This is a genomic window from Streptomyces sp. NPDC032822 (genome assembly GCF_055578825.1).
The window spans coordinates 93,589-113,083 of record NZ_JBVIOL010000002.1; the positions used below are offsets into that span (position 1 = coordinate 93,589).

The 19,495-nt window shown below is 73.7% G+C and carries 17 protein-coding genes and 1 pseudogene; 9 read left to right on the plus strand and 9 right to left on the minus strand.

What is annotated here, in order from left to right; all coding sequences use genetic code 11:
• Nucleotides 1-113: 113 nt before the first annotated feature.
• Nucleotides 114-389 (plus strand): annotated as a pseudogene (locus tag ACZ5VD_RS06100) (ricin-type beta-trefoil lectin domain protein); the annotation flags it as partial.
• 9 nt (nt 390-398) lie between these two features.
• Here ACZ5VD_RS06100 and ACZ5VD_RS06105 read toward each other — a convergent pair.
• Nucleotides 399-644 (minus strand): hypothetical protein, encoded by a 246-nt coding sequence (locus ACZ5VD_RS06105; protein WP_468548598.1) that lies wholly within the window; start codon nt 642-644, stop codon nt 399-401.
• 158 nt (nt 645-802) lie between these two features.
• On the opposite strand from ACZ5VD_RS06105, the gene ACZ5VD_RS06110 reads away from it, so the two are divergent.
• Both ACZ5VD_RS06110 and ACZ5VD_RS06115 read left to right on the plus strand, forming a co-directional pair.
• A complete protein-coding gene (locus tag ACZ5VD_RS06110) occupies nt 803-1,849 on the plus strand; it encodes a PHP domain-containing protein (protein WP_468681070.1) in 1,047 nt (348 codons plus the stop codon).
• Nucleotides 1,850-2,207: 358 nt separating this feature from the next.
• Nucleotides 2,208-3,179, plus strand: coding sequence for an SDR family NAD(P)-dependent oxidoreductase (locus tag ACZ5VD_RS06115; RefSeq protein WP_468681072.1), 972 nt, complete (start codon nt 2,208-2,210; stop codon nt 3,177-3,179).
• 196 nt (nt 3,180-3,375) lie between these two features.
• Here the strand turns inward: ACZ5VD_RS06115 and ACZ5VD_RS06120 are convergent, their stop codons facing one another.
• The 4 genes from ACZ5VD_RS06120 to ACZ5VD_RS06135 all read right to left on the minus strand — a co-directional run bounded on the left by ACZ5VD_RS06120 (nt 3,376) and on the right by ACZ5VD_RS06135 (nt 9,341).
• On the minus strand, nt 3,376-3,657 hold the full coding sequence (locus ACZ5VD_RS06120; RefSeq protein ID WP_468681074.1) for a hypothetical protein: 282 nt from the start codon (nt 3,655-3,657) through the stop codon (nt 3,376-3,378).
• Between the two features lie 62 nt (nt 3,658-3,719).
• Complete coding sequence (locus tag ACZ5VD_RS06125; protein ID WP_468681076.1) at nt 3,720-5,009, minus strand: ROK family protein; 1,290 nt, start codon at nt 5,007-5,009, stop codon at nt 3,720-3,722.
• A 91-nt stretch (nt 5,010-5,100) separates the two neighbouring features.
• Entirely contained in the window at nt 5,101-6,132 is a 1,032-nt protein-coding gene (locus ACZ5VD_RS06130) for a phosphotransferase family protein (protein ID WP_468681079.1), read from the minus strand.
• A 32-nt stretch (nt 6,133-6,164) separates the two neighbouring features.
• Nucleotides 6,165-9,341: a cytochrome P450 gene (locus ACZ5VD_RS06135; RefSeq protein WP_468681081.1), complete on the minus strand. Its 3,177-nt coding sequence runs from the start codon at nt 9,339-9,341 to the stop codon at nt 6,165-6,167.
• A gap of 150 nt (nt 9,342-9,491) precedes the next feature.
• Between ACZ5VD_RS06135 and ACZ5VD_RS06140 the strand changes: the two genes are divergently transcribed.
• A complete protein-coding gene (locus tag ACZ5VD_RS06140; RefSeq protein ID WP_468681083.1) occupies nt 9,492-10,163 on the plus strand; it encodes a PAS domain-containing protein in 672 nt (223 codons plus the stop codon).
• Here the strand turns inward: ACZ5VD_RS06140 and ACZ5VD_RS06145 are convergent.
• Nucleotides 10,073-11,095: a DUF3626 domain-containing protein gene (locus tag ACZ5VD_RS06145; RefSeq protein ID WP_468681085.1), complete on the minus strand. Its 1,023-nt coding sequence runs from the start codon at nt 11,093-11,095 to the stop codon at nt 10,073-10,075. The genes ACZ5VD_RS06140 and ACZ5VD_RS06145 overlap by 91 nt on opposite strands.
• 89 nt (nt 11,096-11,184) lie before the next feature.
• On the opposite strand from ACZ5VD_RS06145, the gene ACZ5VD_RS06150 reads away from it, so the two are divergent.
• The 4 genes from ACZ5VD_RS06150 to ACZ5VD_RS06165 all read left to right on the plus strand — a co-directional run bounded on the left by ACZ5VD_RS06150 (nt 11,185) and on the right by ACZ5VD_RS06165 (nt 15,507).
• Nucleotides 11,185-11,679: an FBP domain-containing protein gene (locus tag ACZ5VD_RS06150; protein WP_468548589.1), complete on the plus strand. Its 495-nt coding sequence runs from the start codon at nt 11,185-11,187 to the stop codon at nt 11,677-11,679.
• A gap of 103 nt (nt 11,680-11,782) precedes the next feature.
• Nucleotides 11,783-13,030 (plus strand): FUSC family protein, encoded by a 1,248-nt coding sequence (locus ACZ5VD_RS06155; protein ID WP_468548588.1) that lies wholly within the window; start codon nt 11,783-11,785, stop codon nt 13,028-13,030.
• A 58-nt stretch (nt 13,031-13,088) separates the two neighbouring features.
• Nucleotides 13,089-14,135 carry a hypothetical protein gene (locus ACZ5VD_RS06160; RefSeq protein ID WP_468681088.1) on the plus strand — a complete coding sequence of 349 codons (1,047 nt, stop codon included), beginning with the start codon at nt 13,089-13,091 and terminating at the stop codon, nt 14,133-14,135.
• 172 nt (nt 14,136-14,307) lie between these two features.
• A complete protein-coding gene (locus ACZ5VD_RS06165) occupies nt 14,308-15,507 on the plus strand; it encodes a lactonase family protein (RefSeq protein ID WP_468681090.1) in 1,200 nt (399 codons plus the stop codon).
• On the opposite strand, the gene ACZ5VD_RS06170 is transcribed toward ACZ5VD_RS06165, so the two are convergent.
• Both ACZ5VD_RS06170 and ACZ5VD_RS06175 read right to left on the minus strand, forming a co-directional pair.
• Nucleotides 15,475-16,200, minus strand: a complete 726-nt coding sequence (locus ACZ5VD_RS06170; protein WP_468681092.1) for a DUF2470 domain-containing protein — start codon at nt 16,198-16,200, stop codon at nt 15,475-15,477. The genes ACZ5VD_RS06165 and ACZ5VD_RS06170 overlap by 33 nt on opposite strands.
• Before the next feature lie 105 nt (nt 16,201-16,305).
• Nucleotides 16,306-16,908 (minus strand): TetR/AcrR family transcriptional regulator, encoded by a 603-nt coding sequence (locus tag ACZ5VD_RS06175; RefSeq protein ID WP_468548584.1) that lies wholly within the window; start codon nt 16,906-16,908, stop codon nt 16,306-16,308.
• A gap of 108 nt (nt 16,909-17,016) precedes the next feature.
• On the opposite strand from ACZ5VD_RS06175, the gene ACZ5VD_RS06180 reads away from it, so the two are divergent.
• Nucleotides 17,017-18,612: a cytochrome P450 gene (locus ACZ5VD_RS06180; protein ID WP_468548583.1), complete on the plus strand. Its 1,596-nt coding sequence runs from the start codon at nt 17,017-17,019 to the stop codon at nt 18,610-18,612.
• On the opposite strand, the gene ACZ5VD_RS06185 is transcribed toward ACZ5VD_RS06180, so the two are convergent.
• On the minus strand, nt 18,574-19,416 hold the full coding sequence (locus ACZ5VD_RS06185; protein WP_468548582.1) for a pentapeptide repeat-containing protein: 843 nt from the start codon (nt 19,414-19,416) through the stop codon (nt 18,574-18,576). The genes ACZ5VD_RS06180 and ACZ5VD_RS06185 overlap by 39 nt on opposite strands.
• Between the last annotated feature and the right edge of the window lie 79 nt (nt 19,417-19,495).

The following is a 19,495-nucleotide window of genomic DNA, read 5'->3' on the forward strand; positions in this document are numbered from 1 at the left end:
ACGTGGGGGGGGGGGGGGGGGGGGGGGGGGGGGGGGGGGGAGGGGGGGGGGGGGGAGGGAGGGGGGGGGGGGGGGGGGGGGGGGGGGGGTCGTCCCCCCCCCCCCCCCCCACGGCCCAGCGGTGGACCGTCGGCGCGGACGGCACGCTCCGGGCGCCGGGCACGTGTCTGGACGTCACGGGCAACGGCACCGCGGACGGCTCGGCCGTCCAGCTGTGGGACCGCACCGGCGGCGCCAAGCAGAGACGGGCCGTCTCCGCGGCGGGCGACATCGTCAACCCTCAGGCGGACGAGTGCCTGGACGTGACGGGGAACAACCCGGCCAACGGCACCGGGCTGCAGCGGTGGACCTGCTCGGGCGGTGCCCACCGGACGTGGACGGTCGGCTGAGCAGGCCGGTCAGCGCCGGGTCCAGGTGAACTTGTCGCCGCCCACCCAGCGGACCACGTCCGGGTCGTCGAGGTCATGGACGGTGATGCCGAAGGCTGCCGCCGCCGACAGGACGTCGAAGAGGGTCCTCGCCTCCCCGACCACCTCGCCGTCGATCTCCACGATCCGGAAGGGCTCCGTGCCCGGCCTGCCCGGCTGCACCCCGAGCACCATGATCCGCGGGTGGGACATGTAAGGGCTCCCGATTTCGGTCATGCATAGAGCGTAGATCTCAACGCGCGGGACGGCTTCGCGCACGTCACCCACCCGGCAGATCGGCGACCGCCGCCCGACCCGCGCCCCGCACGGTCCGCCACCCCGCCGTGGGGGTGCGGCCCTCCCGGGCCTGGGGAACCCTGGAGGAGGAGGTGGCCATGGATCCCGTGCGGGCGCTGGAGCGGATCGGATTCCTGCTGGAGCGTTCCCTGGCGCCGACGTACCGGGTGCGCGCCTTCCGTACCGCGGCCCGGGTGCTGGCCGCCCTGCCCGAGGGCGAGGTGCGTGAGCGGGCGGAGGCGGGCACGCTGGAGTCGCTCAAGGGGGTCGGCCCGAGGACGGCCCAGGTGGTGCGGGAGGCACTGGACGACCGGGTGCCCGACTACCTGCGGAAACTGGAGGACGAGAGCGGGGCCGCGGCCCCGGCCGCCCAGGGCGGAGAACGGCTGCGAGCCCTGCTGCGCGGAGACTGCCATCTGCACTCCGACTGGTCGGACGGCGGCAGCCCCATCGAGGAGATGGGCCGGACCGCGGCGGAGCTCGGACACGAGTGGGCGGTGCTGACCGACCACTCGCCGCGGCTGACCGTGGCACGCGGGCTTTCGCCCGAGCGGATGCGCGAGCAGCTCGACGTGGTGGCCGCGCTCAACGCGACCTGGGCCCCGTTCCGGCTGCTCACCGGCATCGAGTGCGACATTCTCGACGACGGCTCGCTCGACCAGGAGCCGGAGCTGCTGGAGCGGCTGGACGTCGTGGTCGTGTCCGTGCACTCCAAGCTGCGGATGGACGCCCGCTCGATGACCCGCCGGATGGTGGCCGCCGTACGCGATCCGCACGCGGACGTCCTCGGACACTGCACGGGACGGCTGGTCACGGGCCGGGAGCGGCCGGAGTCGGAGTTCGACGCGGACGAGGTGTTCGCCGCGTGCGCCGAGTCCGGCACGGCCGTGGAGATCAACAGCCGGCCGGAGCGGCTCGACCCGCCGCGGCGACTGCTGCGCCGGGCGGTGGACGCGGGCGTGCTGTTCTCCGTCGACACCGACGCGCACGCCCCCGGCCAGCTGGACTGGCAGATCCTCGGGTGCGCGCGGGCGGAGGAGTGCGGGGTACCCGCCGAGCGGGTGGTCACCACCTGGTCCCTGGCGGAGCTGCTGGCATGGAGCCGGGAGGGCGAGGTGCCGGAGCGGGTGGCGGGCGGCTCCTGAGGGGCGCGATCCAGTGCGGCCGGTGCCCGTGACACGGATCACCCCGTGCGGCGGCGGCCGACGGAACATCCACGGGTGGTTGCCCGTTGAACAGATCGTGGGTGCGGATGGGACAGTGTCCCCGGGCCTCACCTTTTGCCCACAGGGACGATCGTTCGGCTGAAGCCCTGTGGAGCCTTTCGCCGAGAGGCGACCGCCATCCGCGCCCACACCTGAACCAGCCCCGACCGTGATTCCCCCGTCCGGTCGGGGCTTCCCCGTGTCCGGGGCAGTGTCGTCGACGGACGGCGGGGCCTTCGCCGACGACCGGCGGGGCGGGCTTGACTTCGAGAGCACTCCAATTCGTAGCGTTCCGGTCATGAGCACTGCCAGCACCGCACAGCACAAGATCGGTTCGGGATTCGGCGCCCACAGCACCGCCGCCGACGTCCTGGCCGGTATCGACCTGAGGGGACGGCTCGCGCTCGTCACGGGCGGCTACTCCGGGCTCGGCCTGGAGACCACCCGGGCGCTCACGAGGGCCGGCGCCCGGGTCGTCGTCCCCGCCCGGCGCCCCGCCGTCGCACGCGAGGCCCTGACCGGCCTCGACGGCGTCGAGGTGGACGAGCTGGACCTCGGCGACCTGGAGAGCGTGCACACGTTCGCGCAGCGGTTCCTCGCCTCGGGCCGCACCCTCGACCTCGTCATCGACAACGCCGGGATCATGGCCTGCCCCGAGACCCGGACCGGACCCGGCTGGGAGGCGCAGTTCGCGACCAACCACCTCGGCCACTTCGCCCTGGTCAACCGCCTGTGGCCGGCCATCGAGCCGGGCGGCGCGCGGGTGGTCTCGGTCTCCTCGCGCGGCCACCACTTCTCCGGGATCCGCTGGGACGACGTCGACTGGCGGGACGGCTACGACAAGTGGCAGGCGTACGGCCAGGCGAAGACGGCGAACGTCCTGTTCGCCGTGCACCTCGACCGGCTCGCCCGGGACCGCGGTGTGCGCGCCTTCTCGCTGCACCCCGGCGGCATCCTCACCCCGCTCCAGCGACACCTGCCGAGGGAGGAGATGGTGGCCAACGGCTGGATCGACGAGGACGGCAACGCCCTCCCGCTCCAGGGCATGAAGACCCCGCAGCAAGGCGCCGCCACCCAGGTCTGGGCCGCGACCTCCCCCCAGCTGGACGGTCGGGGCGGCGTCTACCTGGAGGACTGCGACCTCGCCGAACCCGCCCCGGCCGACGGTGAGCGCACCGGCGTCAAGGACTACGCCGTGGACCCGGACCAGGCGGAACGCCTGTGGGAGCTGTCGGCACGCCGGACGGGAGTGGACGCCTTCGCCGGCTAGGACCCCTCCCGGCCGGGCAGATCCCCGGACGCGTCGCCTTCCCGGGGCCCGTACGGCACGCCGGGTGCGCCGACGGCCAGGGCCCGGTACCGGTCGCCGTACGACCGGTACCGGGCCCTGGCCGGGCGGGTCGAGCGGACCGGCCGGATGCGCGGCCGGGATGCTCGGTCCGCCCCGGCGGTACGGGGCTCACCGCCTACGCGGAGGGCTCGTCCGGCACCGGGTGCTCGGGGTGTGCGGCGCCCGAGTGCGCGGCGCCCTGCCGGCCGGTGCCCGCCTCGTCCGTGTCCGGGACGTCGTCGGACGCGTCGTCGGACCCGTCCGGTTCCGCGGCCCCTGTGGTGTCGACCGTGTCGCCCTGGGCTCGGCCGGTGCCGAGCTCCCAGGGGTCGTCGCCGTCGTGCGCCTGCTGGTCGGGCAGATCCCGCGGGACAGGCACCCCGTTCTCGCCGGGTCCTTCGCTACGGTGCTCGTCCACGGTGTACTCCCTTCGCTTCGCTTCGGCGAGACGCGGGTACCTCCGCGGTGACCAGCGAAACGTCAGTGCGGGGCCCGCTCCTCCAGGGCCGCGCGCCAGGCGGGCGCGGGCCCCTCGGGCGCCGGTTCGGGGCGTCTGCCGCCCCGGGCGAAGAAGTCGGCGAGCGGGAGGATCGCGGCGCCCACGGTGACGGCGTCCGGCCCGAGCCGGCCGAGGTCGACGGTGACCTTCTCGGCCGGGTGACGCAGCGCGTACGACACCGCGTGCCGGCGGACGGCCGGCAGGAACCGCGCACCGAGCTGGAGTCCGGCCCAGCCGCCGATGAGGATGCGCTCGGGCTGGAAGAGGTTGATCAGGTCGGACAGGCCGGCGCCCAGGTACTCGGCGGTCTCCTCCAGGACGGCGAGGGCGACCGGGTCGGCGTCACCGCCGTCGGCCGGGTAGGCGGCGGCCAGCATGGCGGTGAGCGCGGTCTCCTCGTCGGTGTCCCGCAGGGGCCGTCCGCCCTCCTCGCGCCAGCGTTCCAGCAGCGACTCGGCTCCCGCGTAGGCCTCCAGGCAGCCGAGGGCACCGCACCGGCACCGGCGCCCCCTGACCCGTACCGTCAGATGCCCCCACTCGACCGCCCGGCCGTGCTCCACCTCGGGTGTGACCAGGCAGGCGCCGACGCCGGAGCCGAAGAGCACCACGACCGCGTTGCGGGCCCCGCGTCCGCCGCCGAACCACATCTCGGCCTGGCCGAGGGTCTTGGCGCCGTTGTCGATGAAGTACCGGGTGGTGTCGGGGAGTTGGATGCCGGTGCGCAGCAGCTCCTCCAGCGGGACGGCGTCCCAGCCGATGGTCTGTCCGTGCACGACGGCACCGCGCTCGGGGGTGTGCTCGACGATGCCGGGGACGCCGATCCCCACGCCGAGGAGCTGTTCGGGGGCGATGCCGGTCTCCGCCAGCACCTCGGTGACGCCGTCGCGGATGTGGCCGACGATGACGTCGACGTCGTAGCGCTGCTGGGTCAACGGGCGTTCGGCGCGGGCGAGTTCGGTGAGGGTGAGGTCGAACAGCTCGATCCGGACCCGGGTCTCGCCGACGTCGACGCCGATCATGTGGCCGCTGCCGGGTGCCACCCGCAGCAGGGTGCGGGGGCGCCCGCCGTCGGAGTCGACGCTGCCGGCCTCCTCGACCAGGCCGTCGGTGACCAGGTCGGAGACGACGTTGCTCACGGAGCCGGAGCTGAGCCCGGTCGCGGGGCCGAGCTCGAAGCGGCTGAGGGGCCCGTCGAAGTAGAGCCGCTGCAGTACGGCCGTACGGTTGGCCCGCCTCAGATCGCGTACCGTTCGCCCGTTGCGCCCCGCCATGTGGCTCCTCCCGACCCCTGCCCGGCCTGCAACATACCCCTGCGGGCAGGCAGGGCGCGACATTCCTCCAACCCTTAGTTCATGATGTGAGCTAAGAGACCTCCCGGATTCCTCCCCGGGTCCCCTCCTCGATCTCCTCCAGCGCCGCCACCAGTTCCGGCGCGACCACGTCCTGGACCCAGCGGCACTGATCGGCGTCGGCTCCCCGCGGAACCGTCTCGGTCATCATGATCAGGTAGAGGTAGGCGCGGTAGAGGGCCAGGCGGAGCCGGGCCGGGGCGTCGAACTCCGCGCGCCCGCCGGCTTCCCGGTAGCCGGTGAGGAACGCCTCGTCCTTCTTGATGTCACCCAGCAGCGCCAGGGAGACGAAGTCGGCGAGGGGGTCGCCCCAGAACATGCGCTCCCCGTCGATGAGCCCGCCGATACGCGGCTCCTCCCCCGCCGGCCGGTCCAACAGGATGTTCCCGTTCCACAGGTCGAAGTGGACCAGGCAGGCAGTGGTGACCTCGTCCAGCGCGGGGAGAGCGGCTCGCAGCGTGCGCGCCACCTGCCGGGCGGGCCGGGGCAGCGCGGCCCGGTAGCGGAGGGCGTCCTCCAGGATCGCCTCGATCATGGCGCCGAAGGCGGTGCGCCAGTCGGGGGCGAGCGGCCCGAGGGCGCCGGACGGGTAGCCGAAGCCGGGCCCGTGCACGCGGTGCAGCCGAGCCACCTGACGCCCCAACTCCCTGCGCAGGGAGTCCCGTTCGGAGTCCTCCAGGGATCCGTTCCACGGCTGTCCGGGGCAGGCCGTCATCAGGAGTCGTGGTACGACGGTGTCCGCGCCGAACGCCACCACGTGCGGAGCCCCGACCCCGGCCTCGGCGGCGGCGCGGTAGAACTCCGCCTCGGAGACCAGGAGTCGGCTCTCGTACCGCAGTCCCGGCACGGTCGGTGCGGGGGCGACCTTCAGCACGTAACGGCTGCCGTCGCTGAGGGCGATCTCCTCGACGGTGTTGTAGGTGCCCCCGGTCAGCGGCCGGACGCGGGTGAGCCGGTCGGCGGGCAGGCCCGCCTCTTCCAGGACGAGCCGGGCCCGTTCCCAGGAATGCTCCGCGTCCTGCGCGTCCTGTACATCGCCGTCCACGCTCTCCACCCGCGACCGCCCCTCCGTTCGGGTCAGCCCGCGGCGTACACGTCCTCGACGTAACGCCCGGCCGCCACCAGTTGGCCGAGCCACCGCTCGGCAGCCGTGTCGTCGGCGTCCGGCGTGCGCTCCCGGTACAGGGTACGGAACGCGTCCCGCACACCCGGTGCCATCCGTGCTCCGTCGCCGCAGACATACACCCGGGCGCCCGCGTCGAGGAGGTCCCCCACCTCGTCCGCCTCGGCGGCGATCCGGTGCTGCACGAACCGCACCGCGCCCTCCGGGGCGGCGCTGAAGGCCGGGCGGAGCCGGATCGCCCCGGCGGCCTCGGCGGACCGGAGTTCGTCGGCGTGCAGGAAGTCGGCGTCCGGGGCGTCGCAGCCGAAGTAGCAGAGCGCGGGCGGGAGTTCCTCGCCCCGGGCCAGGGCGGCGACCCGGTCGGCGACGGCTCCGCGGAACGGGGCGAGGCCGGTGCCCGCCGCGATCATGACGACCGGCCGGGAGTGGTCGACGCGGAAGACGTCCCGGCAGGGCTGGACGCGGGCCAGGACGGTGTCCCCGGGCCGGACGCCGGCGAGGTGGGCGGAGCCGACACCCCGGTAGGTGCCGTTGCCCGAGCGGGCGGGCGCCTCCAGCAGGGAGATCATGAGGTCGACGTGGTCCGGGTCGGCCGCCGGGGACGAGGACACCGAGTAGTGGCGGGGACGCAGCGGCGCGAGGAGGTCGAGGAGCGCGGGCCAGTCGAGGGCGCCGCGCAGGGCGGGGTGCGACTCGAAGACCTCCACCAGGGTGCGCGGGTCGTCGACGAGGGCGGCCAGTTGGGCGCGCTCGGGCGGACACGGGTTGGCGGCGGCCAGCGCGGCCAGTTGGCCGGCGGTGGGGCGCTGCTGCAACTCCACGTGATGCGTGAACAGTTGACGCACCGTCAACGGCCGGTCCACGGCGAGGCCGTCGCGGCGCGGGCGGGTGGGGCGGATGTCCAGTACGGCGTCCGGGTCGACGCCGAACGCGTCGGCGGCCCGTTCGACCAGGGTCTTGTCGTTGGCGGGGAGGACCGTGACGTGGTCGGCGGTGCGGTAGGTGGTGCCGGCGGGCAGGGCGATCCGGACGAGCCGCTTGAGGCGGGGGTGGCCGGGGGCGGTGAGGTCGTGGGCGTCGGTCACGGTCATCGGGACCAGGTCGTGCCGATCGGCCAGGGCGTCCAGCGGTCCCCCGGTGAGCGTCCGGACCTCGTAGGCGGTCGCCGGCTCCCCTTCGGGTGCCGCGGTGGCGTCCGGGTCACCGTAGGCCTGGAGGAGCGCGGTGCGCAGTTCGGCGGTGAACGCGCGGACCGTGCCGGTGAGATCGCCGGAGGCGTCGCCCGCGGCGCGGTCCAGGAGGCGGGTGGCGCCGAGGTCGGCGAGGCGTTCGTCGAAGCGGGTGGGCACGTGCTGGTAGGTGGCGGCCCAGTTGCGGTCGCCGATGCCGAGGACGGCGTAGGTGACACCGCTCGCGTCGGGGGCGCTGTCCAGCCAGGCGGCGAACTCCCGGGCGTCGTCGGTGGGTTGGCCGTTGTAGGAGGCGGCGGTGATCACTACTGGGCGGTCGGTGGGCAGGCCGTCGGGGTAGGCGTCGAGCGGCGCGACCTCCGTCTCGCAGCCCACGGCGGCGGCCTCGTCGGCGAGTTGGCCGGCGAAGTCGCGGCAGGTGCCGTAGTTGCTGCCGTGCAGGAAGAGGGCGCGGGTCCCGGGGCGGACCCGGGCGGGGAGCGCGCTGGCGGCGGCCGTGGCGTGCTCGTGGACGGCGGCGGCGCCCGGCAGCGCCGCGTGGACCCGGTCCGGGGCGGTGCGCGGGATCAGGGTGAGGGTGAAGCCGTCCGGCTTGAGGGTGAGCGCCTCCTTGACGGTGAGCCGGTAGTCGGCGTGGTCGTGCAGGCGGTAGCGGTGGACCAGCAGCGCGAGCAGCATGGTCGCCTCGTGCAGGGCGAACTGCCGTCCGATGCAGGCGCGTTCACCCGTCCCGAAGGGCTTGAAGGCGTGCGGCGAACGCGCGGCCTCCGCCTCGGGTGTGAAGCGGGAGGGGTCGAACAGCTCGGGGTTGTCGCCCCAGGCCGACTGCCGGTGCAGCATCGGCGCGACCACGGTGACGGCCTCCCCGGCACGCAGCGGGAGCCGGCCGCCGAGCACGGTGTCCTCGCGGGCCTGGCGGCTGAACGCGGCGGCCGTCGGCCACAGCCTGAGTGCCTCGTTGACGACCTGGCGGGTGTAGGTGAGCCGTCCGACCTCGTCGAACGTGGGCTCGGGGTCGGCCGCGTCGCCCCACAGTCCGTCCACCTCGCGCTGCACCAGCTGGAGCACGGCCGGGTGCTTGGCGAGGTAGTACATCGCGAAGGACATCGCGCCGGAGGTGGTCTCGTGCCCGGCGATCAGGAAGGTGATCACCTGGTTGCGGATGTTGGTGGTGTCGAGGGTGGTGCCGTCCTGCGGGTGCGTGGCGGAGAGCATGAGGCCCAGGAGGTCGTCGGAGCCCGTCTCGCCGGAGGCCACCCGGGCGCCGATCACGTCGTCGACGACCTGGGCGAGGTGGCCGGCGTCGGCGCGGAAGGCCTCGTCCTCGGCCGTGTGGTCGCCGTCCGGGGTGCGCGCCAGGTGGGTCATGGCCCACTCCAGGCAGCGCACCATCGACTCGATGAAGGGGTGCGGCTCCTCCCGGTCGAAGGAGCCGAAGTCGTAGCCGAACCCGGTAAGGCCGATGGTGTCGAGTGTCATCCGGGTCATGTCGTCGGGGACGTTCACCGGCTGCCCGGCGCCGGCGGCCCGGTCCCAGGAAGCGATGAGCCGGCGGGCGACGTCCAGCATCACCGGGTGGTAGGTACGCATCGAGCCCAGCGCGAACGCGGGCATCAGGATGTCGTGGGCCTTGGCCCAGTTGGGCTCGTGGTTGTACGCGGTGAACAGCCCGTCGGCGGCGAACTCACGCACGTTCTCCAGCGCGGGCCCGATGGCCTTGGCGAACCTGCGCTCGTCGGCGAGTTCGGTGACGAGGTCGAGATCGGCGACGAAGGTGACGTCCCGCCCGTGCAGCCGCCGCACCACCAGCGAGCCGTGCTCGCGCATCAGCCCCATGATCTGCTGGATCGGCGTGCGGCCGGGGCCGTTGGCGGAGATGTCGACGAGGGGGATGCCTGCGCCGGAGGGGAGGGAGGGTGCGGTCTGCGCGGTGGGGGGCATGGCGCGACAACTGCCTTTCGCGGTACGGGAGTACTGCGTCCAGGTTGATCCACCGGCCCTGCGGGTCCATGCCGCCCGACTACATGATTGTGTAGTACATGCAGGCGGCCGGCCCTTGCGCCGGGTGTTCCGGCGTGGCAGGAGGTGCGGATGGAAGGCGAGCGGCCCGATGCCGTGACGTGGCGCAATCGGGCCCTGCTGCTCTTCGACCGGATCCCGGTACCGGTCGCGGTGTGTGATGTGTACGGTGCCGTCCTGCTCGCCAATCCGGCGATGGCGGCGGAGTGCGGGGCGACGCCGGGGCGGTTGCGCGGCCGGGATGTGCTGGAGCTGTTCCGGCCGCAGGAGGCGACGCAGGTGGAGCGGATCGCCGAGGCGCTGCGGCTGCGGCACCGGTCGCGCTACCAGGTGTCGGTGCGCTGGGAGGCGCCCGGCGGGGCGCGGCGGTACGGCGAGCTGACGGCGGACCCGGTGAGCGACAGCGTGGAGGTGACGCCGTCGCTGCTGGTGATGCTGCGGGTGCTGGGCGAGCGCGAGCCGCAGGCGTCCGGGGAGGCACCGGTCCGGGTGGCGCCGGTCGAGGCCCGCGTCCTGGCGCTGCTCGCGGGCGGCGCGACCACGGCCCGGGCGGCCCGCGAGACCGGCCTCACCGTGGACGGGGTGACCTACCACCTGCGGCGCCTGTCCGCGCGTTGGGGCGCGGCGAACCGTACGGAACTGGTCGCCCGGGCCTATGCGCTGGGCGTGCTGGCCGCCGGGGTGTGGCCACCGACACCCGTGTCCGCATCCGCGTCGCCGGAGCGGCCCGTACCGCCGGAGTGAGGCGTCCGCCTGGTGTCGGTCGCCTCGGCAGGGCCCGCCGGCCGCCCCGACCCGTCGGCCCACGCCGTGCCCGCGTACGCCGTGCCCGCACCCTCCGGTGCTCCGAACCGGGCCAGGGTGTGCCACACCATTTTCAGGTCCTGCAGCGCGTGGCGGCCGGTGCGGACCGCGTCGCCGATGATGCGCGGGTCGAGCCGGCCGTCCTGGGCGATGCGGGCGCCGAGGTCCGCGTACTCCCGTCCCCGGAAGTCGGCGTGGCGGCGCAGTCGCGCCACGGTGAGCCGGTAGCCGGGGTGCCATTCGACGGGGCAGGGCAGCAGGCGGGCCGCCGTCTCGACGGGGGTGCCTCGGTAGCTCGCGTCCAGGACGAGGGCCTCCACATCACGGGCGAGGACGAGGCCCGCGTGGACCTGGGCCTCGATGTAGTCGTCGAGGGCGTCCCGCTTCTCCGCCTCGGCCCGCGCGATCAGGGACATGCCGGCCGCGACGCCGAAGTCGGTCGGCTCGGCCGCGCTGTCGGGGTAGCAGAAGGTCGCGCGGGCGAGCGTGGCGCCGGTGAGGCGGAAGTGGGAGGAGCCGAACCTCGGCGCCGCGCCGACCACTTGGCGGCGGAAGTCCAACGCGCCGTACACCGGCCGGTCGTGGGCGGGGGCGTCGTCGTAGGCCCCGCCGAAGATCCGGCTCTCCCAGCGCCACCGGTCGCCGCCCGGATGCGCGGTGAGGCCGCCGTTGCCGGTGCCCGTGACGAACTGCGAGTGATAGGTGCCGTCCTCGGCCATCGCGTGCAGGATGGGCCGTGCGCGCACCAGCCGGTCCGGGTGGAAGTTCAGGGTGATGCGCAGGTCGGGGGCGACGGCGGGCCCCGCGGAGCCCGCCGCCACGTGCCGCAGGGCGGTCCGTGCGCGCGCCGAACCGATGTCCCGGAAATCCACTGGCCTCTCCCCGCTGCCGCTGCCTAACCTGACACAACCTAATACCCCTAGGTTTCAGTGTCGGCATTCGCCCCCCAGGAGACTCCCCCATGAGATCACTCACCGAGCACGACATCCGCACCTCCTTCGTCAACTGCTCGAAGGGCGAGGCCAAACGCCTGGCCGTCCCCCGGGATCTGCCCGAACGCCCTTGGGACGACCTGGACTTCCTGGGCTGGCGCGATCCGGGAGCACCCGACCGCAGTTACGTGGTCACGGAGCGGGCGGGACGACTCGTCGGCGTCACCCTGCGCTTCCCGGCCTCCAGGCGCGGCTTTCTGCACCGCAGCATGTGCTCGCTCTGTCTCACCACCCATCCGGGAGGCGGGGTCTCCCTGATGACGGCCCGCAAGGCCGGCCCGGCGGGCCGCGAGGGCAACTCGGTGGGCCTCTACATGTGCACCGACCTGGCGTGTTCCCTCTATCTGCGCGGCAAGAAGGCTCTGGAGTCCGGGTCCCGTTTCGAGGAGAGCCTCACCCTGGAGGAGCAGATCGCCCGCACGACCGGCAATCTGTCCGCGTTCCTCGACCGGCTCGACGCCTGATCCCCGTCCGGGTAGGCGGTGCAGCACGGGCCTGCCGAGGCCCGGCGGCGGTCGTGCGGCACACTGACGTGCCGGACGCCGAAGTGGAAGGGGCACCCGGAGGATGCGCGACGTGCGTGAGTGGACGATGCCTCTGGTGCGCTTCGTGAAGCGGCACCGGGACCCCGTCGTCGTACAGGCCCTGCGGTCGTCGGCCGCGGCGACCATCGCCTACGTCATCGCGCTGCGTCTCAGTCCGGAAGCGGCGCCGCTCACCGCGCCGTTGACCGCGCTGCTGGTCGTCCAGGTCACCCTCTACGCCACGCTCACCACCGGGGTCCGCCGGGTGAACTCCGTGGTGGCGGGGGTGCTCGTCGCCATCGCCTTCAGTCTGCTGGTGGGGCTGACCTGGTGGAGCCTGGGACTGCTGATCGTGGCCGCGCTGGCCGTCGGACATCTGGTGCGGGTCAACGAGTTCGTGCCCGAGGTCGCGATCAGCGCGATGCTGGTGCTCGGGGTCACCACCGTCGGGGACACCGCCTGGGCGCGGGTCGTGGAGACCCTGATCGGCGCGGTCGTGGGGCTCGGCTGCAATCTGCTGTTCGCCCCGCCGGTGTGGGTGGGCGAGGCCGGCGAGTCGATCGAGGGACTGGCCCGCCGGGTACGGCAGTTGATGCTCCGGATGGGCGAGGAGGCCGCGGGCCGCACCCCCGTCGAGCGGGCGACGGCCCATCTGCACGAGGCGCGCCGCCTCGACCACGACATCATCGACGTGGACGCCGCGCTGCGGCAGGCCGAGGACAGTCTGCGGCTCAACCCACGCGTCAAGGAAGGCCTGTTGCACCGGGTGGTGCTGCGCACCGGCCTGGACACGCTGGAGATCTGCACGGTCGTGCTGCGGGTCCTCGCGCGCACCTTCACCGATCTCGCCAAGGCACGCCACCCGGAGCCGTTGTTCCCCGGGCGGACCGGCGCCCCGGTGGAGCAGTTGCTGTCGGAGGTGGCGGACGCCGTGGTCAGCTTCGCGGTCCTGGTCACCAGCCCGGTGAGCCAGAACGCCGAATCGGCGGAGTCCCGGCTCAGCACCGAGCTTCGGCAGGCCTCGACGACCCGCGACAGACTGGCCCGGCTCCTGCTGGAGGAAGTGCGGCGCGATGCCCGCCAGTGGCAGCTTTACGGTGCCGTCCTCACCGAGGTCAACCGCATCCTGGACGAGCTCGACACCGAGCACCGCTCGCGCCGCCTCCTGGAGGAACTCGACCGCGCCGCCCGCGAACAGCGCGAACGCTCGCCGCGGCTGACCCGGCTGCGGGAGAGTCTGCGGGTGCCCGAACCGCTGCGCCGGAACCGCACGGCGGCCGAGCGACGTTGAAGGTGACGAGGTCACCGTGAGGCTCTCCGCCTCCGGGACCGGACAGGGGGGCGGGCGGATGACCGACACGAGCGTGCGGATCGACGGGAACACACTGCGGCTGCCGGGCGGGGCGGCGGTGCGGTTCGTACGCACACTGCGGCTGCCGGAGACCGGGACGCATCCGCTGCCGCCGGGGCTCGGCGAGTTCCCCGTCCGCCGGGTCAGCGACTTCCCGGACACCGTCCCGCAGGCGTGGCGGGCCCGGGGCGGGGTGATGCTGCCGGTGTACCTGCGCGAGGCGATGTGGCTGAGCTTCTCGGGCACGAAGGAGCCGGCCGCGCTCCAGGTCGGGGTGGGCAAGGTGTGCGCGGTGTCGGGCCGCCCCTGGAGCGAGGAGCTCTCCCGCGATCCGCAGAACTACGTCGTGCTGCCGCGTCAGCCGTGGCTGGACGGCATCAACTCCGGCAAGGGCACGGTCCGCCAGTTCGTGGCCGTGCCGCTGGGACTCGGCGCGACCGTCGAGGGCCAGGTCACGGGCGAGGAGGTCTGGGGCGGCGTACAACTGCAGGCGTTCGGGCTGAGGGAGGGGCCGCTGGCCCGCTGGCGCGAGGAGGAGCGGCTCCGCGCGGAGCTGACCAGGGCGAGGCCGGGCAAGGCCTACGGCGCCGCGATGCCGATGGCGGCGGCTCCCGCCGGGGGTGCGGCTCCGGCCCCCGCGGCGCCGGGCCGGCCTCGGGCCGCCGCGGCCATGGGCCTCGGGGTGGGCGGTTCGATGCGCCAGGAGGTCTACCGGGACGACCGGCCGCCCGCGGACTGGGCCGAGCGGCCCGCGGGGCGGGTGTTCGTGCATCTGGTGACGCCTCCCGAGTGGCGTCGCATCACCGGCGAGGCTCCCCCGCCGTCGCCCGTGGACCGTGCCGCGTACACCCGGGCCGGGCTGCCCTGGTTCGACTACTACGACCAGGACGCGGAGGATCTCGCACCCACCGGCACCCTCCAGGACGTCCAGCCGGTCGGCGACTGGCTCGGGGACGACCACGAGCCCTGGCAGGCGCCCTCGTCGCACCAGGTGCAGCCGCTGAAGGACGCGCCGGGAAAGCCGGTGGAGGACGGCGACTGGTGACAGGCGGCCGACGGCCGGTGATCGACGGCTCATCGCAGACGGCTCGTGGCGGGCGGCCGGTGACCGAGGTGTTCGTTGCGTCCTGGGCAACGCGTGGTGCCGTTGTTGCACGGGGTGGGTGATCCACGCCAAGGTGGCTTCACGGGGACGACCGAGGACCTGAGGTGTGCGCATGGGCAGTGAGGGCTGGAGCAGGCGGCGATTCGTCGGCGCCCTGGCGGGGACGGGCGCGGGGGCCATGCTGCCCGCGTGCGGGGACACGCCCCCGACGGCCGACTCCGCGGCCGACCCCCCGGCCGCGGGGGCGAGCACGAGCGCCCCGGCGAGAAGCCCCGCGCCCTCCGGCCCCCGCCCCCTCTACCTGGGCACCTACACGTCCGTGGAGGGCGGCGGCAGGGGCATCGGTCTGGCCACCTACGACGCCACCGACGGCCGTGTCACCGGGACCGGCACGATCACCGGGATCGACAACCCGTCGTACCTCGCGACGCATCCGAACGGGCGCACTCTGTACGCGGTCGACGAGCAGGACGCGGGTGCGGTGACCGCCGTGCGGCTGTCCGACCGCAAGGTCCTGGGGAGCCGGAGCACCGGCGGCGCCGGCCCGTGTCATCTGTCCGTGCATCCCGGCGGGCGCTGGCTGCTCAGCGCCAACTACACGTCCGGCAGCGTGGCCGTGCACCCGATCGACGCCTCGGGAGCGCTCGGCGAGCGCTCCGACCTGGTCACGCACTCCCGTCCGGCACCCGGGCCGGGCCAGGAGGGCCCGCACGCGCACCAGTTCGTGACGAGTCCCGACGGCGGCCATGTGCTCGCCGTCGACCTGGGCACGGACACCGTGTACACCTACCGCCTGGACGAGGCGACCGGCAGGCTGACCGAGGTCGCCCAGGCACACACCCGGCCCGGCGCCGGACCGCGGCATCTGACCTTCCACCCCGGCGGGCGGTACGCCTACCTGGCCAACGAGGTCGACAACACGGTCGCGGTCTGCGCGTACGACCCGGACAGCGGTCGACTCGACGTCGGCGACGCCCAGCCGACGGGGACGGGCTCGGGTACCAGCTACCCGGCGCAGATCCTGGTGACGTCGAACGGCGCGTACGCCTATCTCGCCAACCGGGGACACAACAGCCTCACGCGCTACGCGGTGGAGGCGGACGGTGCCCGGCTCCGGCTGCTCGACACGGTTCCGGTCTCCGGTGACTTCCCGCGGCAGATCGCCTTCTCGCCCGAGGGGACGCTGCTGTTCGCGGCGAACCAGAGGTCGAACACGGTGAGCGTGTTCCACGTGGCCGGGGACAGCGGTGAGCTGCGGCTCGCGGGCGAGCCGTTCGCGTCACCCGTCGCCGTCTGTGCGCTGCCGCTGTAGGGCCCGGGGGCAGGTGGCGGCGGCGGCCTGGGTGAGCAGGACGTGCATGCGCTCGGTGAGCTGGGCGACGTCGTCGGCGGGCCGGTGGAACGCCAGCCGTACGTCGCCGTGGGCCCGGGCGCGCTCGATGCGCAGCGTCAGCCCGTGCCGGTCGACGGCGAGGGGCTGGACGCGGACAGCGCCGTGCAGGCTGTCGGATTCGACGAGGCGGGTGAGCCGCTCGACCGCGTCGCCGTGGCAGTCGGCGAGGTGCGTGAGCAGCCGGGCCTCGGCCGTGGCCAGCGGGTCGGGTGCGGCGGTGGCGAAGTCGTCGAGGTCCACGACGACCGCGCCGGACGGCCTGCGCAGCACCACCCGGGTGGCCTGGAACGCGAGATGGCCCTCCTCGGGGACGAACCATCCGGCGATCCACAGCCGGGCCCGGATCCGGTTGCGGACCGGGACGGGTGCGACGTCCGCGAACTCCAGGACGGCGGACGGCTCCCCGCGGGGCGCGCAGATCGCGGCCGCGAGCAGGGTGCTGTCCTCGGGCACGTGCAGGAGCACCCGCCCGTCCTCCGCTACGGTGTGCGCACCGACGAACTCCTCGCGCCCGCCCTCCGCGGTCACCGCGCACGACCAGGCGGCGGCGAGCACCGACCTGGCCCACTCCGCTGCGGAAGGCGCGGCCGTCCAGGTTTGGCTGTCACCCATCCCAAATCCTCCTTAGGTAAGCCTTGCCTAACCTATCGAAGATCAGGGCCGAAGCCAACCACGGCCGACCAGGAATGTCCCAGGAAGAGGTGAGGGACCCGCGGATCAGACGACGCCGAGCAGCGCCCGGGCGCACAGGTCGCGCACCTGCTCCCGGGAGAGGTCCGAGCCGCGCAGCCACTCCAGACTGACCGCGGTGATGAACGCCAGCCAGCCCCGGACCGCCAGCCGCAGGTCGGGCCGCTCCTCCGCGAGCGGGCCGAACTCCGGATCGGCCGCCAGGGCCGCGAGGATCTGCCGCTCCTGCGCGGCCAGCGCCCGCCGGTAGACCGTACGCACGGTCAGATCCCCCGAGGCGTCCGCGCGATGGAAGGCGCGGTAGCCGTGCGCGTGGGCCTGGACGTACTCGAGGTAGGTGTCGAGACCGGCGGCGAGCTGTTCGCGCACCGGCACGCCGGGCACGGCCGCCGTCATCCGCAGCATCCGCCCGCTCTCGCGCTCGACGACCGCCGCGAAGAAGTCCCGTTTGGTCGGGAAGTAGTGGTAGAGCAGTCCGCGCGAGACTCCGGCGATCTCGGCGACCTGCTCGATCCACACCTCGTCGTAGGGGCTCTCCGAGAACAGCCGCGCCCCCACCGACAGCAGCTGCTCGCGGCGCTGTTCGGTGCTGAGCCGACGCCGTGCGCGTTCGCCCTGGTTCGCGGCCATGCCCGCACTTTACTTGACGTCGGTTCAACAGCGGGATCAGACTGGAACGCGTTGTTGAACCCACGTACAACACGTCCAACCTGTCGCTGCATCAAGGGAGATGGGGCCATGGCGGAGACCACGACCGAGGCCGGGCTGCCCGCCGGATTCCGCGGCGCCGAGCAGGGCTGGCCCGAGCTGGACCGCATTCCGCACCCGCCCCGGCGGCTCCCTCTGCTCGGGGACGTCCTCGGGGCCAGTCGGACCACACCGCTGCAGGACACCCTCCGCTACGCCCGCCGGCTCGGGCCGATCTTCCGCCGCAAGGCGATCGGCAGGGAGTTCGTGTTCACCTGGGGCGCCGACCTCGTGGCGGATCTGGCGGACGAGTCACGGTTCGCCAAGCACGTGGGACTCGGGGTCGCCAACCTGCGGCCGGTCGCCGGGGACGGCCTCTTCACGGCGTACAACCACGAGCCCAACTGGCAGCTGGCGCACGACGTCCTGGCCCCGGGATTCAGCCGGGAGGCCATGGCGGGCTACCACCCGATGATGCTGGCGGTGGCCGGCCGGCTCACCGACCACTGGGACCGCGAACTGGTCGCGGGCCGGACGGTGGACGTGCCCGGCGACATGACGAAACTGACCCTGGAGACCATCGCGCGGACCGGCTTCGGGCACGACTTCCGCTCCTTCGAACGCGCCCGCCCGCACCCCTTCGTGACGGCGATGGTGGGCACGCTCACCTACGCGCAGCAGCTCAACACGACACCGTTCCCGCTGCTGCTGCGCCGGGCCGCCCGCCGCAACGAGGCCGACATCGCCTTCCTCGACCGGACGGTCGACGACCTGGTCCACGCCCGGCGTTCCGCGCGCGGGGACGGGGGCGGGGACCTGCTGGACCGGATGCTGGACACGGCCCGCCCGGAGAGCGGGGAGCGCCTGTCCGCGGAGAACGTCCGGCGTCAGGTCATCACCTTCCTGGTCGCCGGTCACGAGACCACCTCGGGCGCCCTGTCCTTCGCCCTGCACTATCTCGCCCGGCACCCGGACGTCGCCGCCCGCGCCCGGGCCGAAGTGGACCAGGTCTGGGGCGACACACCCCTGCCCGGCTACGACCAGGTGGCCAAGCTGCGCTACGTCCGCCGCGTCCTGGACGAGACCCTGCGACTGTGGCCGACGGCACCCGCCTACGCCCGGGAGGCCCGGCAGGACACCGCGCTGGCCGGCACACATCCGATGCGGCGCGGCGCCTGGACGCTGGTGATCACACCGATGCTGCACCGCGACCGGACGGCCTGGGGTGCCGACGCGGAGGCGTTCGACCCGGACCGCTTCGAGGCGAAGGCCGTACGGTCCCGTCCCCCGCACACCTACAAGCCGTTCGGCACGGGGGCGCGGGCCTGTATCGGGCGGCAGTTCGCCCTGCACGAGGCCGTGCTGGTCCTCGGCCTGCTGCTGCGCCGCTACGAGCTGTACCCCGAACCGGACTACCGGCTGCGGGTGACCGAACGGCTGACGCTGATGCCGGAGGGACTGCGGCTCCGTCTGGAGCGGCGGGCCGGTGCGGTGAGTGGGACCGGCACTCCCGATTCGTCCGGTTCTGCCGATTCGGTCGGTTGTGCCGGTCCAGCCGGTTCGGGCGCGGGCTCCGCAGCTACGGCCGCTGCCGACCGGGCGGCGGAGTCAGGGCCGCGCTGTCCAGTGCGCGGGGCGGGTGACTGATCCCGGCAGCCGGGTGCCCTCGCCGCCCCGGGCCGCGTTGAGCTGCGGCTGGGTCAGGAAGAGGGCGTCGGTCAGGTCCGCGTCCGTGAGGTCGGCGGCGCGCAGATCGGCGCCGATCAGGTCGGCGCCGCGAAGGTCGGCGCCGGTGAGGTCGGCGGCGATCAGGTAGGCACCGCGGAGATTGGCGCCCCGCAGGTCGGCGTCCTTGAGACGGGCACCCATCAGGTCCGCGCCACGGCGGTTCTTCTTCTTGCCGCGGATGCCCGCCCGGGCCAGCTCGCTGGTCCTCAGCAGGAGGACGTTGATCTCCTGCCGGTGCGCGCCCACGTCCAGCGCGCCGAGTTCCTCGGGGGTCCGACGGGTCAGGGCGTCGGTCTGTGCCAGCGCCTGCCGCAGGTCCGCGTGGATCGGGCGGGCGGCGGGCAGGGCGAGTGCCTCGGTGAGGTACCAGAGCAGTTCGTGGAGCTGGCGGACGACCGGGAAGACGTCGACCATCCGCCGGGCGTCCTCGCGCGAGCCGGTGCGCCGGTCCCGGCCGCCGAAGGTGAGCTGCGAGACCTTCTGCCCGGCGCCGAAGCAGTCGTAGACCGTGCAGCCGGTGAAGCCCTTGGTGCGCAGCTCGGTGTGGATGCCGCAGCGGTGGTCGCCCCGGAGGTTCGGGCAGGGCGTGCCGGCCGCCTTGTCGATCGCGAAGTCGGCGGAGGCGGCGAAGGGCAGGGCGACACAGCACAGGCCGAAGCACTGCGCGCAGTCGCCGCGCAGTTCGCTTCGGTCGGTCGTGCGGTCCGGGTCTGGGTCTGGCATGACTTCCAGCCTACTTTCCCGCAGGTCATCCCCACGGCTACGTCCTCGGGGCCCGGGCGGCCGGGCTCGGCGACCGTGG